The sequence below is a fragment of the Paraferrimonas sedimenticola genome, from assembly GCF_002282855.1.
Lineage (GTDB): Bacteria > Pseudomonadota > Gammaproteobacteria > Enterobacterales > Shewanellaceae > Paraferrimonas > Paraferrimonas sedimenticola.
In genome coordinates, this window is record NZ_NRIR01000007.1 from 114,221 (window position 1) to 130,329 (window position 16,109).

The following is a 16,109-nucleotide window of genomic DNA, read 5'->3' on the forward strand; positions in this document are numbered from 1 at the left end:
AACGAAAAATAGAGCAAATATTCGACTCGTTTTATAAGTGGATGAGTTGCAATAATTTATTGAGGAACTACTGAACAAGCCCGAAGGAACTGACTCTCCGGCCAATTGTTAAATCCGCCGGATATAAAAAACCTCCGCCAAATTACTCTGGCAGAGGTTTTTGTTAGGGAGAGGTAAACTAACTTATAGGCTGTAACTGAAACCTAACATGTAGTTGCGGCCATAAACCTGATAATCACGGATTTGGCGAGCATCTTCGTTCTGGTAGGTAACAAACGGTTCGTTGGTCAGGTTGTTAACCTGAAACAGTACCGACAGACCGTATAAGGCATCGATGCCAGACTCAGAGAAGTCGTAACCGACTTGGGCATCAACCACGGTTTCTGCTTTAACAAATACCGGGGTACGCGCTAGCGACAAGCCAGTCACTTCACCTAGGAAGTCAGAGCGGTAACGAGCGCTAACACGGCCTTGGAAACCATAGTTCTCGTAGTAAAGCGTAGCGTTGGCCACTTTCTCAGACAAACCAGGTAGCTTGGTAGGCTCTGAGTCGTTGGTCTCTTTCACTTCAGATTTGGTGTAAGAACCACTTAGAATCACACCAAAACCTTGCAGCGAATCGGTTAGCATCTCACCGGTAAAGTGACCGGAAAGCTCGATGCCCTGAACATAACCACCTTTGCCATTGGCCGGTACGTTTACGATACCTTCACGCAATTCTGGCTGTGGATCTGGTACCTGAAACTGGCTGAAGTCATACAACACGCCATCGCTAAAGATGTAGCTATCCAATTTCTTGTGGAATACACCAGCTGCGACATAACCGCCATCAAGGTAGTACTCGTAGCCCAAGTCGAACTGCCATGCCATCAATGGACGCAGTTTCGGGTTACCACCATCACCACTCCAAGGCGAGTTCTCAATGTCCACGCTACCCGCCAGACTTGGGTCATAGCTCAAATTCAAACCAGCGTTCATCTGGTCCATACGCGGACGAGACATGGTGCGCGCAGTAGCAAAACGCAGCATTTGGCTGTCGGCCACTTCGTAGCTCAAGTTCAAGCTAGGCAACCACTCAGTAAAGGTATCGCCACCGGTAGAAGGCTGCAGTGAAACTGTGCCATCGTCGTTTTGCGTCACCGCAAAACCAGTCGACGACTGCTCGGTACGCACCATTTGCAAACCGAAGTTACCGGTTAGCATACGCTCAGCCAGCGAGGTGTCGATGTTAGCCATTGCAAATGCGGTAGTGGCTTTCTCTTTCACGCCCCAAGAGTTGGTCGCACGGCTAGCAACGGTCAAACCTTCGCTGGTTTCTGTGTAGAAGCCAGAGTTATACAGGCCTAGCGCGTCGTAGCTCAGAATGTTACCCATGCCGATAAAGCCCAAAGAGGTTGGGTTTAGCAGGAACTGTGACGGCACAGGCGTCTGTGCTGGGTAGTCTTTTAGGGTCAGGAAGAAGCCGCGGTCCTCTTTCGATTTGTCACGCTCGGTGTAGTTAACACCCACTTTTACGCTAGCGATAGGACCGTTGTCGATGATGCGCTGAACGCTGGCGCGAACCGCTTTTAGCTCATCTTTGATTTCTGGAGTGTTGATGAAACCGTCCTGCGCATCACCAGGGACAGTCACATTGTTACCCCAGTTGAATGGACCACCTAGCTGAACCAGGCTTGGATCGGCGTAGTTGATGCCCGGCATAAAGGTCGCGCCGCGCTCGCCATTCATTTGGAATGGAAGATCTTCACATCCGCCAGGAGTACAACCCGCGCCACGGCTGGTACCGGCATAGGTTTCCAAACCCCAGTCCTTACGGTCGGCTTTGGAGTAGGCCAAGTCGATTTCGGCGTTCCAGTTGGCATTGAATTCGTAGCTGTTGTTCCAGCCAATGCTGAAGGTATCCGCTTCACGACGGTTAACGTCGTTGCGAACCAAGACCTTAGAATTCAGGATGGTACCTGAAGTGACTAGGCCATTTTCAGTAACGGCATTACCGATACCATCGTTGGCCCAACCTGCACCCCATTGACCTGGGATTTCAGTACCGCGCAAGATTTGAGTGTCATTGAATTTGGCGTAATACACGTCCAGCATAGAGCGGAACTGGTCGTTTGGCTGGAACTCGATAACGCCCATTACACCGTCGCGCTCAAGCAAACTAGAACGAACGTATGGCTTAGCGCCACCCAGCACTAGTGGGTTGTCTTCGTTGTAATCCAGGTTTGGATAACCCCAGGCATTCCAACGCTCTTCTTGGTTTGGCGAGTACAGCTTGGCGTAACCAATAGCGATACCCACTGTGTCGTCGGCAAACTGGTCAACGTAAGAGATACTGCCGCGATAGCCAGTATCTTTGCCGTCCGGGTTCAGTTTACCTAGATCGTTTTGTTCACCGCGCAAGTTAACCGTGAAGGCTTGCTCACCAAAAGCCAGTGGGCGAATGGTTTGTAGGTCGATGGTGCCACCTAGAGCCTGAGCGGTCACGGTTGCGTCAGGGGTCTTATAAACCACAACGCCGTTAATAAGCTCTGATGGGTATTGGTCAAATTCCACGCCACGGTTATCACCAATGGTTACCTGCTCGCGGCCATTAAGGGTGGCAGTGGTGAAATCAGGTGCAAGACCACGAATAGAGACCACGTTGGCACGGCCATCCAGACGCTGCGCCGCCAAACCTGGCAAACGAGCCAAAGACTCAGCAATAGAAACGTCAGGTAGCTTACCGATTTCTTCGGCAGAAATGGCTTCAACAATCGAACTGTTTTCCATTTTCAGCTGCTGCGAACGAGCCATTGAGCCGCGAATACCTTTGACGGTAATCACTTCTACTTTCTCATCCTGTGCGCCGGCTGTCGCATCGGCTTCGTTGGCATGGGCCATGCTGCAGCAACCGGCTGCGGCCAATGCCAGCGTCAACATGCTGGGCTTAAAGTGTGACATGGTCTCTCCCCTTGGGTGTTATTAGAGTAATTTTTTGACCGGTACCGCTTCGCACCTTGATGGGGCAAGTTGCCTAACGCCTGCCTCATTACGGATCTCACCGGAACATTTCATTAACAGATGGTAAACAGCATGTAACAAATCGAACAAACTTGTGCATACGTATTCATTCACAAAAGCTAACTCAATGAATCCTATAGAATTTGATCTAGGCCTTATTTCACAAGGGTTTGCGGGCAGTTTTACAGAACAGGATAAAAACTAGGCAAGGCTGAAGAAAAAGGCCGATGGTGCGTCATTTTGGCGCCATCGACCTAGGTTTTTGCTTTTTTAGACTGCACCAAATTGGTTCAGGTACTGATCGTGAGACGGGAGTTGCTCGCTGGCGTGGGCCATGATTTGGCGAACATTGGACAGAAATTCGGCGCGATCGGCATCACTTACTGTGCCGGTGAGCGCATTGGCGCGCTCGGGCTGAAGTCCTTGACCTAGCATCACCTGCAACCAAGCCTCTTCGGCAAACAGCTCATCGCTGTTACGAGTTACTACCCCCTGTTCGGCGAATAGCGCCATTTTGAGGCGCAGTGACTCAGGAATTGTCATTTGTCGACAATGCGCCCACAGCCGACCATTAGCTCTTTGGTTGAGATGGTAGTGCAGAATAATAAAATCTCGCACTTGTGAGTATTCGAATTCGCTTTGACGGTTAAACTCGTCGGCGAGCGCTTGGTAACTGTCGCCACTCGGGAAGAGTTTGGCCAAACGCAGCACACCCGATTGAATCAAATGGATACTGGTGGACTCCAAAGGCTCTAAAAAGCCCGCTGAAAGTCCAATGGCTACACAATTGTTTTGCCAGGCCTTGCGACGACGACCGGTTTGAAAGCGAATCAGTCGAGGTTCGGCTAATGGCTTACCGGGCAAGTTGGCCATCAACTGTGCCTTGGCGTCCTCATCGCTAATAAAGCGACTGCTGTAGACCATGCCGTTGCCAATTCTGTGCTGAAGTGGGATTTGCCACTGCCAGCCTTCATCATGAGCAATCGAGCGAGTATAGGGTCTCGTGTTAGCTTGCCGCTCGCTCGGGACTGCCCAAGCGCGATCGGCCGGTAGCCAATGAGACCAGTCGTCAAATCCAACCCCAAGCGTTTTTTGAATGAGCAAAGCGTGCAAGCCCGAGCAGTCGATATAAAAGTCACCGCTGACTTGAGTACCGTCAGTCAGGGTTAAACCAGTAATGTCTCCAGAATCGGGACACTGGCTGACTTTATCGATGTGACCTTGGGTGCGTTTTACTCCAGCCGCTTGTGCTTGCTGACTTAAAAAGTTGGCATAAAGCCCAGCGTCAAAGTGATAGGCGTGCACTAATCCAGCCCAAGGGGCATTAGGCAGCTGTTCTAGCTCTGCATAATTATTGCGTTTTGCCGCTTGATAGTTCAGCGAATAATCCCAAAGGGTTTCAGCGGCTTGGCCTTGCGCCAACCAGTATTGGTGAAACGGCACTAGACCTAAATCTTTGCCAAAACGACCAAAGGCGTGCATGTAGGAATCACCCTCGCGCCCCCAACCCTCAAACTGAATGCCCAACTTAATACTGGCTTTGGTGGCCGCCATGAAATCTTTGTGGGCAATCCCGAGGCCTTGGTTAAACAGAGTCAACGGCGGAATACTGGCCTCGCCAACGCCAATGGTGCCAATTTGATCCGACTCCACCAATTCAATGTCGATGGACTTGGGCAGCAAGCGACGCAGCATGGCCGCGCTCATCCATCCGGCACTGCCGCCACCAACTATTACTAGCTTGTTATGGGTATGTTTTGAATGCATTGGTACCTCCCTATTCCGGTATAACGCCAACCCTCTGAAATAAAGCATATTTCACATCGCGTTTGGCCTGCATACGTATGCACAGTGAAAAAGCTAGCGGCAGGCATTAGGGTTATAGAGTTAATTACACCCTTGCCTGCGGCTAGCTTAACCAGTCTCGACGCATTTGACACCCACAGGCAACCAGTTTGATATAAGGAATTCGCATGAGTGCAGGCGACTGGTGGCGCGGAGCCGTCATCTACCAAATCTATCCACGCAGCTTTGCCGACAGCAACGGCGATGGTGTGGGTGATCTACAGGGGATTTATGAGAAGCTGGATTATGTCGCCAGTCTAGGCGTTGACGCCATTTGGATATCTCCTTTCTTTAAGTCGCCAATGAAGGATTTTGGCTACGATATCAGCGATTATCGCGACGTAGACCCGCTATTTGGCAGCTTAGAAGACTTTGACCGAGTATTGGAAAAAGCCCATTCACTTGGCATCAAAGTAATGATTGACCAAGTGCTCAGTCATACCTCAAACGAGCATGCCTGGTTTATCGAATCTCGCGAAGACCGCACTAACGACAAGTCGGACTGGTACGTTTGGGCAGACGCCAATCTCGACGGTACTCCACCAAACAACTGGCTATCCATCTTTGGTGGCTGCGGTTGGGAGTGGGAACCGCGTCGTCAGCAGTACTACTTGCATAACTTCCTATCGAGCCAGCCTGACCTGAACTTCCACAACCCGGACGTACAACAAGCGGTACTAGATAATGTAGAGTTTTGGCTGAAGCGCGGCGTTGACGGCCTGCGCTTGGATGCAATCAACTTCTGCTTCCACGATGCTCAGTTGCGCGACAACCCGGGCAAGCCACCGGAAGCACGAGTGGGCCGCGGATTCTCGCCTGACAACCCGTACGCCTTCCAGTACCACTACTACAACAATACACAGCCTGAGAACCTGCCTTTCCTTGAAAAGCTGCGTGCTTTGATGGACCGCTACCCAGGCACGGCTGCCTTGGGCGAGATCAGCGCTGAAGACTCGCTGGCCACAACCGCTGAGTATACAGAAGAAGGCCGTTTGCACATGGGTTACAGCTTTGAGCTGCTAACCGATGATTACAGCGCCGAGTACATTCGCAGCACAGTTCAAAACCTTGAAAAGCAAGTGACACAAGGCTGGCCATGTTGGTCTGTAAGCAACCACGACGTGGTTCGTGTTGCCAGCCGCTGGAGCCAAAACGGCGAGCTAAACCCAGCTCAAGCCAAGATGCTGGCCGCGATGATCTGCTCATTGCGCGGCAGTGTATGCATCTACCAAGGCGAAGAGCTTGGATTGCCAGAAGCGGATATTCCATACGAGTTGCTACAAGACCCATACGGCATTACTTTCTGGCCAACCTTTAAAGGCCGCGACGGCTGCCGTACGCCAATGCCTTGGCAAGCAGGCGCACAGCAAGGCGGTTTCTCAAACGCCGAGCCTTGGTTGCCTATCCCTGATGCCCACTTAAACCGAGCCGTTGACGCGCAAGAAAGCGCAGCTGATTCGGTATTGAATAGCTTCCGTCGCTTTACCGAGTGGCGCAAAGCCTTCCCGGCCTTGGTTCGCGGTGATATTCAATTCCTGGAAACTGCCGAGCCAATTTTGGCCTTTGTACGCAGTAGCGATGATCAGTCGATGCTTTGCGTATTCAACTTAGGCGGGGAAGATGTAACAGTTGAGCTTGAGCAACTAGCTAATGCAGCGCCGGTGAGCGAGCAACCTGTGCTCAGCGGTACTCCTGACGCCAACTCGCTATCGTTACCGGGCTTTGGCGCTTACTTCGCTGAACTGTAGCGATTAGCCTCGGCAGGGTATAACCCACCGCAGGGTTGGACTAATACAAATCGGGATCTAACTTGTTAGATCCCGATTTGTATTGTTTAGATAGTCGCTCACCCTCGCCCGTTAGGCTGCATGGGCGCTATATAAACCCATCCGAAGCACTTAAAACGAAAGCCGGAAAATGGCTTGAATTGAAACCACCTCACTTTCGCCTTGAATAAAGAGCATCGAGTATTTCTCGATGCACCACAGTGTCTTGACTGCCAACCGGGCGAATCGCTTCGATCCACCATTGGCTGTCGTCAACCATGTCATCATTCTCAAAACGTTTGACACGCCCCTGCGCTACGGGCAACTCGGCGAAGTGGGCTGGGATGATTGCCCATGCCATCTCTGACTCGACCAGCTCAATGGCATCATGCACGCTTTGCACCATGTGGAACTGGTCGCTGATGGTATGGTTCATCGCCGCCTCACTGGTTTGCATGTACATATAGCCCACTTGAGGCAGCTTCAGATAAGATTGATGAGTCAGCTTTTCATTCGGCCAGCTCACTGGCGCAATACAGCAAACTTCAAAGTTTTGTACATGTGAGTATTGAATGTCTCGTTCTCGTTTAGGGTAGGCAATCACCACCCCGATATCGGCCTCGCCACTGCGCACCAGATTGAAAATTTGAGTGGAGTCGCCGCTGAATACTGCCAAGTCCACATTGGGGTATTTTTTGATGACTTTGGCACAGGTGCTCGTCAAACCAATTCCACACAGGTTGGCATCAATTGCTACTGAGACTCTGGCAGGTAGCCCTTGATGAAAGCTGTCAATCTGTTCGGAGAAAGATCTATAACCATCAATGATTGGCAACGCCCGCTGATACAAAAGCTCACCGTGAGTGGTCAAAGTGAACTTTTTGTGGCTGCGATCAAAAAGCTCAAGCCCGGTATCAATTTCCAGATTGCTCACTTGTTGGCCAACAGTGGTGGGGTGTTTGCCCATTTTCAGCGCCGCTTGGCGAAAGCTACCCGCTTTGACGGTTTCGACAAAGGCTTTAATTAGCTCTATTGAGTAGTTCATTTCGTCATATCCAAATTTTTCTTAGCCTGCAATGAGCAGAAGATACGCTGCAAAAGCTGTTCTTTTGAGCCAGCATGTAACCTTACGACTATGCATTATGCAGGGTTTTATCATTCATTATGCATTTTTTATATAGGAAATTGGCATGCATCATGACCACAAGTTAACAGATGTCTGTGCCACAAATGCGCTTTGTAGATGTTGTGCACTGTACTAAAGTCACCAGGAACTCGTTATGAAATCGACCTTTAAGAAAGCTCTAATAACCGCAGTGGTTGCTGCAACGACCACTTTTGCCTGCGCTCAAGCCTCTGCTTGTACCTACATCAACTTCAAAAACGGTCAAGACAATACCTTTACCGCTCGCACGCAAGAATGGCCGGGAACGATGGACGGCAAGTTTGCCCTGGTTCCACGCGGTTTTGAAGGCGAGAATTACACCACCAAATACGGTTTTGTCAGCACCTTGTACGTCGACGTTTTGCACGATGGCATGAATGAGCACGGCCTACAGATGTCGATGTTAGCGCTAGGCGTTTCTCAATACGCTCCGGAGGGAAGTGGTGATATCAACAAAGGCGAAGTGGTCGGTTATGTACTGGGTAACTTCAAATCGGTAGACGAAGCAGAAAAAGCGCTAAAAGAAACTAAGGTACACAACACTATCTTCAAGGCCATCCCTGAGCTCGGAGAATACGTCGGCGTGCACTTTGTTATCACAGATAACAAGCGCTCAATCGTGGTTGAATACCTAGACGACTCTGGCTACCCGAACATTTTTGAGAACAAACTGGGTGTAATGACCAACGAGCCGACTTACGACGTACAGGAAATGTTGGCTAATAGCCTGCTGGATGAAGGTAAAGTGCGCTTCTCCGAAGCCAACTTCCACCCATTTGATATGTCCATTGAAGGACGTTTCCAAAAAGCGGTTGCTTTTAATCACACCCAAAACGATGACAGCGTGCAAACCGATGAGCAAGGCATTGCCCGCGCTTGGACGTTAGCCAACACCTTTGACATTCCACAAGGTGCTTTGTACTGGCGTCACGTGAGTGACGTACCGCAGTTTGTTTCTTGGAGCAGTGTAGGCGACATCGCCAACAAACGTTACTTCTACCGCACCTATGACAACATGGTAATCCGCGAAATTAACCTAGCGGAGCTAGACTTCAGCAAAGTGAAGTACGAGGAATTCCAACTGTTTGGTAAAACAGAGTTTAATAAAGTTGAGTTCCAGCAGTTCAAATAGTTGCTAAAAGAATCGCTAACAGAAAACCCAGCCTTGGGGCTGGGTTTTATCGTTAATCTAGAGCCCCATTCTAACGGGAAAAGCGGTATTCGGGTAAGCGACTCCATTGCTCAGTCTTTGCTGGCCACAAGCTGCTTGGCCGACGTTACGCTTGAAATGCCGGTCGCTTAGCAAGCCTTTGATGCCACTGTTGCAAATTGGGATACTGAGATTGCCACTCGATACCCAAGGCTTGAACCACTTTGAGCATGGCCCACAAGCTAATGTCAGCGATGGAAAACTCACCGGCGAGGTATTCAGCCTCAGCTAAGCGATTTTCCAAGGTGGGTAAGAATTCGCCAAGCCTTAGTTTGGACTCTTCGCCCCACTCGGGAATGACCCGTTCGCGATCCTGATAAATACCTGTGATATTGCGAAACGCCTGAAACCCCACCATCAAGCCTTGCAGCTCCACCATGCGGTTCCACATCTCTACCAATCCCTTTTGTTTTGGGTCGCTGCCAAACAGACCTTTGTCGTCCGGTGAAAGCGCATCGATGTAACGACAAATAGCGATAGACTCGCTCAAGTAGCTGCCGTCATCCAGTTGCAATAAAGGAATTCGACCATTGGCGCTGATTGCCTGAAACTCGACTTTAAGGTTATCCCCTTCGCGCACATTAATTTCTTCAACGGGAATCTCGATCCCTTTCTCTTTAAGGAATAAAGTCACCCGCATCGCGCTGGGCGTCATGCTGGTCTGGTAAAGCTTCATGGATTCGAACTGGCTCATAATTGAGTATCTCCTTGTCTCACAATCTCACCGGCTTGAGGCGACAAAATTTTGACTAAAGATCGTCACTTTGACGCTTTTTCAAGCAATTTTAGTCGTTACATTAGCATCACACAGCGTAGACATGAAAAATTGACGTTTTATTGCCCGAAGAAGCGCCCTCTCGTTGCGTCAAGCGTCAATTTTAGTAACAATGCCGCTACAAGACAGTATAAAAAAACCAACAATAGGGAAGTCGAAAAGATGCAGTTTAGTCGTGTGCTAAAGATTGCCGCAGTGGCAATGACTCTGCTCCACACACAAGCCTTTGCAGGCTTGGGCGATTGGGTTGAGTTCAACATTGATAACGGGCAAATCAAAATGCCTGTAACCATTGAGGGCGTGAGTGCAAACGCCATTATCGATTCAGGTGCTGAGTTGTCAGGCATTAACAATGCCTTTTTAGCAGCCAACGGCTTAAGCTTTGACAAGGGACCAAAAATCAAAGTTAAAGGCGCCGACGGCAGCCAGACACAGGCAAGCGCCAACGGTGTGCCAGTAAACATGTTCAAAGCCGCGTTCACCGTTAACGAATTGGTTAAAGCGGACATGGGCGATGCTTCTGATGCCGTGGTTTTGGGCTCGAGCTTCTTCCGCGATTTCCTGTTGCAGATCGACTACCCCAACAAGCGAATCCGCTTGCTGGACAAGAAAGCGGTTAACCTAAACAAACTGAAAAATATTGATATGCGCGCCGATCGTAAAACCGGTAGCTCAATCATCAAGGTAGCACTTGGCGGTGGCGAAGAAACTTGGATGCTTCTAGACACTGGCAGCCAAGCGGGTGTCGTAGCCAAGCGTGATACTGCTGAGGAAAACGGCTGGACCAAGTTGCCAGTAGACTCAAGCGCGGTGGTAAAAAACGTCAAGGTAGATACTTTCCGTCTGCCAAGCATGACCTTCGGCCCTTATAACCTAGAAAACGTATTAGCGGCGATCCCTGCTCAGGGCCAGTCACTGAGTAACCTAGAAAACTCGATTGGCAACTCACCGTCGTTCCGCGGTAAGCGTGTAAACGGCCTGATTGGTTACGATGTACTAAAAAACTATGTCATCACCATGGATTACTCCAAAGGCCGCATGCACATAGGTCTGCCAGAAACTATCTAACTCTAAATTAAATTAGAGTTACGCCCCGTTCGCTAGCGCTGCTATGCTGGTGTCAACGGGGCTTTTTTATGCCCTGATAACAATGATTAAGGGAGACATGTCGTGTCATTTCAAGCCATTACTCTGGCCCAGTACCCCAAGGCCTACATAGATGAAAGCACCTTTGTTACTCAAAGCTTTGAGTCGGTTGCGCTGAAAGACGGTGAGTTTCGAGTGGCGGTTAGCCACTGGTCGTTAGACCCAGCGATGCGCGGTTGGGTCAGCCCAGACACTGAAAGCTACATTCCACCGGTGGCGATTGGCGAGGTGATGCGCTCGTTAGGCGTTGGCAAGGTAGTCGAGTCCAATAACGAACAGTATCCGCTTGGCAGCATGGTCAGTGGCATGACCGGTTGGAGCGAAGAGATAGTTTCAAGCGGTGCGGGCCTGTCTGTGGTCCCTCCTGGTGTGTCGCCAGAGCTGGCTTTGTCAGCCTTGGGCATGCCAGGCATGACCGCTTATATCGGCTACGCCGATGTTCTGGGGCTAACTCCAGGGCAAACTCTGGTAGTGAGCGGCGCTGCCGGTGCCGTGGGGTCTGTGGTGGTGCAAATGGCCATCGCCGATGGGCTAAATGTGATTGGCAGTGCTGGTAGCGACGAAAAGTGCGCCTGGCTTAAATCCTTGGGATGCCATGGTGTAATTAACTACAAAACCGATGACATTGGCGCCAAACTCGATGAACTAGCACCTAAAGGTGTCGATGGCTACTTTGAGAATACCGGCGGGCCGCTGCAAGCCGAGGTGTACGCACGTATCAATCCCCACGCCAGAATTGCAGTGTGTGGTTTGATTGCCGATTACCACTCGCCTACCCCAACCCCAGCACCGAGCTGGATAAATCTTATCAAGCGCCGCGCGCGCATTGAAGGTTTTACCATTACCGACCACATGCATCGCGTCGGAGAAATTGTGCAAGGCTTGATGCCTTATTTTCAAGCCGGACAGCTGGACTTTAAAACCCACACCCTGAAAGGATTGGAGTCGGCCAAGCTTGGGGTGAATATGCTATACAAAGGCGAAAACACAGGCAAACTGATCGTCGAACTGTAAGCCTAAGCACTTAATGACAGTGCCAAACCACAGCCACAAAAAAACGCCGCTATAAAGCGGCGTTTTTTTAGGAAAGAATCAGCTTACTTAGCAGCTTGCTTCTCTTTCTCAGCAGCAATAACTTGCTCTGCAACGTTGGCAGGACACGGTGCGTAGTGGCTGAACTCCATAGAGAACTGACCACGACCAGAGGTCATAGTACGCAGGTGGCCGATGTAGCCAAACATTTCAGATAGAGGTACGTCACCCTTGATGCGAACGCCGGTAGCGCCAGCTTCTTGACCAGAGATCATGCCGCGACGACGGTTCAAGTCACCGATTACGTCACCAACGTGGTCTTCAGGAGTGAATACGTCAACCTTCATGATAGGCTCAAGCAGCTGTGCGCCAGCCTTTGGAATTGATTGACGGAATGCACCTTTAGCAGCGATTTCAAACGCGATAGCTGACGAGTCAACTGCGTGGAAAGCACCGTCGTAAAGTTCAACTTCAACGTCTAGTACAGGGAAGCCGGCTAGAACACCGTTTTCCATCATAGACTTAAAGCCTTTCTCAACTGCAGGCCAGAATTCCTTAGGAACGTTACCACCAACAACTGAAGAGCTGAAGGCAAAGCCTGATCCTTGCTCGCCTGGCTTGATGCGGTAGTCGATCTTACCGAACTGACCAGAACCACCAGACTGCTTCTTGTGAGTGTAGCTGTCTTCAACGGCTTGAGTGATGGTTTCACGGTAGGCTACCTGAGGCTTACCAACTACTAGCTCAACGCCGTAGGTACGCTTCAGAATGTCTACTTTAATGTCTAGGTGAAGTTCACCCATACCTTTAAGGATGGTTTCGCCTGAATCTTCGTCGGTTTCAACAACGAACGATGGATCTTCTGCAACCATCTTACCGATAGCGATACCCATCTTCTCTACAGAACCTTTGTCCTTAGGAGCAACGGCGATAGAGATTACTGGCTCTGGGAATATCATTGGCTCAAGAGTACAAGGTGCATCGGTAGCACACAGAGTGTGACCGGTTTGTACGTTCTTCATACCAACAACAGCGATGATGTCACCAGCTTGCGCGCGAGTTAGCTCGGTACGCTCATCAGCGTGCATCTCAACCATACGGCCGATACGCTCAGTCTTACCAGTGTAAGAGTTAAGAACGGTCATACCTTTCTCCATAACACCTGAGTAGATGCGGATAAAGGTCAGGGCGCCGAAACGGTCGTCCATAATCTTAAATGCCAAGGCACGTAGTGGCTCATCAGCAGAAACGATGGCGTGCTCGCCAGTTTCTTTACCTTCTTCGTCGGTCAGTGGCTGTGGGTCAACTTCGGTTGGGCTAGGCAGGTAATCGATTACCGCATCTAGTACCAACTGAACACCTTTGTTCTTAAACGCAGAACCACAGTAAGTTGGGAAGAAGTGCATGGTACGAGTACCTTCACGGATACAACGCTTGATGTCTTCTTCTGAAGGCTCTTCGCCGTCCATGTAAGCCATCATCAAATCGTCGTCCATTTCAACGGCAGACTCGATCAGAGCTTCGCGGTACTCGGCAGCTTTTTCTACCATGTCCGCTGGAATGTCTTGAATTTCGAAGTTTTCTGGCAGGCCAGAGTCGTCCCATACGTAGGCTTTTTGCGACAGTACGTCTACAACACCTACGAAGTCGTCTTCGATACCGATTGGCAGGGTCATAACTAGTGGGTTAGCACCCAATACGTTCTTAACCTGATCAACAACGCGGTAGAAGTCTGCACCCATACGGTCCAGCTTGTTTACGAAGATCAAACGGGCAACTTCTGATTCGTTAGCGTAACGCCAGTTGGTTTCTGATTGAGGCTCAACACCGCCAGAACCACAGAATACACCTACACCACCATCTAGTACTTTCAGAGAACGGTAAACTTCAACGGTGAAGTCAACGTGTCCTGGAGTATCGATGATGTTCATGCGGTGGTCGTTCCAGAAACAGGTAGTCGCAGCTGACTGAATGGTAATACCACGCTCAGCTTCCTGCTCCATGAAGTCGGTAGTTGACTCACCGTCGTGTACTTCACCGGTCTTGTGAATCTTACCGGTCAGCTTAAGGATACGCTCAGTAGTGGTAGTTTTACCCGCATCAACGTGCGCGAAAATACCGATATTTCTGTATTTAGATAAGTCAGTCATTAGATCAATCTACATTGTCAGGTTCAAAAATTGCGGCGTAAGTATACTGGTTTATTTGCTGCTTTTATAGCTTCTTAGAAAAAAGCCTGAGCAAAAGTGGCAAAACGTGACCCAAAATGGGTATTGGTTTGCCACAAAAGTACCGTGTAGCGCAGGTTACAGCCAAGTTACAAGCTCAGCAAAGTCGCCACTGAGCCACCTAATTTTAGCAGCAGTTTGGATAAGTAAAGGTCGATTTTTCCGCTTTGATCGCAAAGATCGCCATGAGATCCAAGCGCTTAACTCGGGTTTTGGCCGTAGACTTTGGTCATTCGATAAGACTCCAATTCCACCTCAGACGCACCAGCTTTGCCCTGATAGGTTTGCCACAGCATCACATCAGGGCTCTCAAAGGTGACCAACACGCGAAATTCGCCATCCTCGAACACAAACTGACGATTTCCGGCGTCAAAGCGGCCACCGTCGGTGCGCATTTGCTCTTGTCCGGTGAAGCTGGTGACCACGCTGTAGCCCTGATCCGTCGAGTAGCCCATCATGGATTGACCGGATAACGGCTCCTGATAAGATTCCACTTTGATGCTGGGGTAACTGAGTTGAATGGTGTTGGCCACCGAGCTGCTGCCGGTAAGCTCGCCGGTCACTTTGAGCTTTTTCCCTTGCTCGTCGACAACCCAACCATTGAGACTCCACTGACCAATGAAACGGTCCATTTGCTCAACGGCTTGCTGAGAAGCTGGATTGGTTGCGGCCTGCTCACCTTGGTTATTCGATTGATTGATAGCCGTGGCCAGCTGCTGTGTGCGCTTATCCTCTTGCTCTTGCTCAAAGCCAACCACACCGCCTTTTACAGCTCCAATGGTGGCGCCCGCCACCAGCCCGCGCTCGGGTCGCCCCGAGAGCGCGCCTAAGATGAGTCCGGCCACCGCGCCGGTTACCGCACCGGTGGCGGCGCCCTGCGCGGTTCGCGAATTACTCTCGCAGCCGATGACAAACACCAGCGCGCAGCTGATTACAGTGAGGGGTTTGAGCATGTTAATGGCCCTTAATTGATCGTTAGGGCCATTAAGTATAGGCATAAACTCTTGTTTCAGTTCAGCGACTTACATAAGAGTTAGCAGGCTTCACTCCACTGAATTTTGAGTGGATGTGTTTGCTTGAGAATAGTCCTTAGTAAGACGATAGGACTCGATCACCTGAGACTGCTGTTTTCCGCCCAAACGCTCGGTTTGCCAGGTGAACACATCCGGGTTTTCAAAGGTAACCGTGACTCGATAATCTTTGCCACTGAAGCGAAACTGGCGCTGAGCGGCATCATAATCGCCATCACCAGCTCGAGCCATGGCCTGCTGATTAGCAAAGCGGGTGACCACAGAATAGCCTTTCTCCACCGTGTAACCCATCAGCGATTGCCCCCAAAGGGACTCAGTTTGACTCTCAACTTTGAGTGCTGGGTAAGTAAGTTGCACCGTTTCTGCCACCGAGCGCTCTCCCAGAACTGAGCCTTGTACCTCAAGCTGCTGGCCATCAGCGCCGGCCATCCAGCCGGTCAGTTGCCAATTGCCGACAAAACGGTCTAATTGCTCGCGAGCTAGTTGGGCTTTTTGCTGCAGGTGAAAGGCGTGCATGGCCTCGCTGGTATAACCCTGATGACCACTGATGGCCTGGGCGAGTTCGCGATTGCGTTGGTCGGCCTTTTCCTGGGCATAGCCCACTTGGCCGCCTTCGATAGCGCCTAGGGTGGCACCAGCAAGCATGCCTTTCTCCGGTTCACCGCCAATCGCGCCGAGCAGAAGACCTGCCACGGCGCCAGTCGCCATGCCGGTTACAGCACCTTGCGCAGTGGCCGAGTTGGTGGCAGAGGTAGAGGTGCAACCGCTGAGGACTAATGTGGTAGATAGGGTGGTAAAGAGGGCAAGTGCGGTGATAATCGGCTTAACGGTCATATCTGAACTCCTTGATACTACTTATAATTTCCTTGTGCTGGCGTTAGTTATGACCTCAGAAAAAACAATAGATTCCT

The 16,109-nt window shown here is 50.4% G+C and carries 11 protein-coding genes; 4 read left to right on the forward strand and 7 right to left on the reverse strand.

Features of this window, described 5'->3' with window-relative positions:
- Nucleotides 1–183 precede the first annotated feature (183 nt).
- Both CLC93_RS13050 and CLC93_RS13055 read right to left on the reverse strand, forming a co-directional pair.
- On the reverse strand, nt 184–2,940 hold the full coding sequence (locus tag CLC93_RS13050; RefSeq protein WP_095506422.1) for a TonB-dependent receptor: 2,757 nt from the start codon (nt 2,938–2,940) through the stop codon (nt 184–186).
- A 330-nt stretch (nt 2,941–3,270) separates the two neighbouring features.
- Nucleotides 3,271–4,767, reverse strand: coding sequence for a tryptophan halogenase family protein (locus CLC93_RS13055; protein ID WP_095506423.1), 1,497 nt, complete (start codon nt 4,765–4,767; stop codon nt 3,271–3,273).
- A gap of 206 nt (nt 4,768–4,973) precedes the next feature.
- On the opposite strand from CLC93_RS13055, the gene CLC93_RS13060 reads away from it, so the two are divergent.
- Nucleotides 4,974–6,593, forward strand: coding sequence for an alpha-glucosidase family protein (locus CLC93_RS13060; RefSeq protein ID WP_095506424.1), 1,620 nt, complete (start codon nt 4,974–4,976; stop codon nt 6,591–6,593).
- A gap of 190 nt (nt 6,594–6,783) precedes the next feature.
- Here CLC93_RS13060 and CLC93_RS13065 read toward each other — a convergent pair whose 3' ends face one another.
- On the reverse strand, nt 6,784–7,656 hold the full coding sequence (locus tag CLC93_RS13065; protein WP_095506425.1) for a LysR family transcriptional regulator: 873 nt from the start codon (nt 7,654–7,656) through the stop codon (nt 6,784–6,786).
- 235 nt (nt 7,657–7,891) lie between these two features.
- Between CLC93_RS13065 and CLC93_RS13070 the strand changes: the two genes are divergently transcribed.
- A complete protein-coding gene (locus tag CLC93_RS13070) occupies nt 7,892–8,908 on the forward strand; it encodes a linear amide C-N hydrolase (protein WP_095506426.1) in 1,017 nt (338 codons plus the stop codon).
- 145 nt (nt 8,909–9,053) lie between these two features.
- Here the strand turns inward: CLC93_RS13070 and CLC93_RS13075 are convergent, their stop codons facing one another.
- Nucleotides 9,054–9,662 carry a glutathione S-transferase family protein gene (locus CLC93_RS13075; RefSeq protein ID WP_095506564.1) on the reverse strand — a complete coding sequence of 203 codons (609 nt, stop codon included), beginning with the start codon at nt 9,660–9,662 and terminating at the stop codon, nt 9,054–9,056.
- Between the two features lie 261 nt (nt 9,663–9,923).
- Here CLC93_RS13075 and CLC93_RS13080 point away from each other — a divergent pair, with 261 nt between their 5' ends.
- Entirely contained in the window at nt 9,924–10,829 is a 906-nt protein-coding gene (locus tag CLC93_RS13080) for an aspartyl protease family protein (protein ID WP_095506427.1), read from the forward strand.
- Between the two features lie 102 nt (nt 10,830–10,931).
- Entirely contained in the window at nt 10,932–11,921 is a 990-nt protein-coding gene (locus CLC93_RS13085; RefSeq protein ID WP_095506428.1) for an NADP-dependent oxidoreductase, read from the forward strand.
- An 83-nt stretch (nt 11,922–12,004) separates the two neighbouring features.
- Here CLC93_RS13085 and fusA read toward each other — a convergent pair whose 3' ends face one another.
- The 3 genes from fusA to CLC93_RS13100 form a co-directional block, all read right to left on the reverse strand.
- Nucleotides 12,005–14,089 (reverse strand): elongation factor G, encoded by a 2,085-nt coding sequence (gene fusA / locus CLC93_RS13090; protein WP_095506429.1) that lies wholly within the window; start codon nt 14,087–14,089, stop codon nt 12,005–12,007.
- 278 nt (nt 14,090–14,367) lie between these two features.
- The gene (locus tag CLC93_RS13095; RefSeq protein ID WP_169903018.1) at nt 14,368–15,120 is read right to left on the reverse strand and encodes a glycine zipper family protein; all 753 of its coding nucleotides are present in this window, start codon (nt 15,118–15,120) and stop codon (nt 14,368–14,370) included.
- Between the two features lie 90 nt (nt 15,121–15,210).
- Nucleotides 15,211–16,032 carry a glycine zipper domain-containing protein gene (locus CLC93_RS13100; protein WP_095506431.1) on the reverse strand — a complete coding sequence of 274 codons (822 nt, stop codon included), beginning with the start codon at nt 16,030–16,032 and terminating at the stop codon, nt 15,211–15,213.
- Nucleotides 16,033–16,109 lie beyond the last annotated feature (77 nt).

What these genes read in the sequence shown, in the direction of transcription:
- CLC93_RS13050 (WP_095506422.1), bottom strand. Translation starts at nt 2,940, where the DNA reads ATGTCACACTTTAAGCCCAGCATGTTGACGCTGGCATTGGCCGCAGCC.
- CLC93_RS13055 (WP_095506423.1), bottom strand. Translation starts at nt 4,767, where the DNA reads ATGCATTCAAAACATACCCATAACAAGCTAGTAATAGTTGGTGGCGGC.
- CLC93_RS13060 (WP_095506424.1), top strand. Translation starts at nt 4,974, where the DNA reads ATGAGTGCAGGCGACTGGTGGCGCGGAGCCGTCATCTACCAAATCTAT.
- CLC93_RS13065 (WP_095506425.1), bottom strand. Translation starts at nt 7,656, where the DNA reads ATGAACTACTCAATAGAGCTAATTAAAGCCTTTGTCGAAACCGTCAAA.
- CLC93_RS13070 (WP_095506426.1), top strand. Translation starts at nt 7,892, where the DNA reads ATGAAATCGACCTTTAAGAAAGCTCTAATAACCGCAGTGGTTGCTGCA.
- CLC93_RS13075 (WP_095506564.1), bottom strand. Translation starts at nt 9,662, where the DNA reads ATGAAGCTTTACCAGACCAGCATGACGCCCAGCGCGATGCGGGTGACT.
- CLC93_RS13080 (WP_095506427.1), top strand. Translation starts at nt 9,924, where the DNA reads ATGCAGTTTAGTCGTGTGCTAAAGATTGCCGCAGTGGCAATGACTCTG.
- fusA (WP_095506429.1), bottom strand. Translation starts at nt 14,089, where the DNA reads ATGACTGACTTATCTAAATACAGAAATATCGGTATTTTCGCGCACGTT.
- CLC93_RS13095 (WP_169903018.1), bottom strand. Translation starts at nt 15,120, where the DNA reads ATGCTCAAACCCCTCACTGTAATCAGCTGCGCGCTGGTGTTTGTCATC.
- CLC93_RS13100 (WP_095506431.1), bottom strand. Translation starts at nt 16,032, where the DNA reads ATGACCGTTAAGCCGATTATCACCGCACTTGCCCTCTTTACCACCCTA.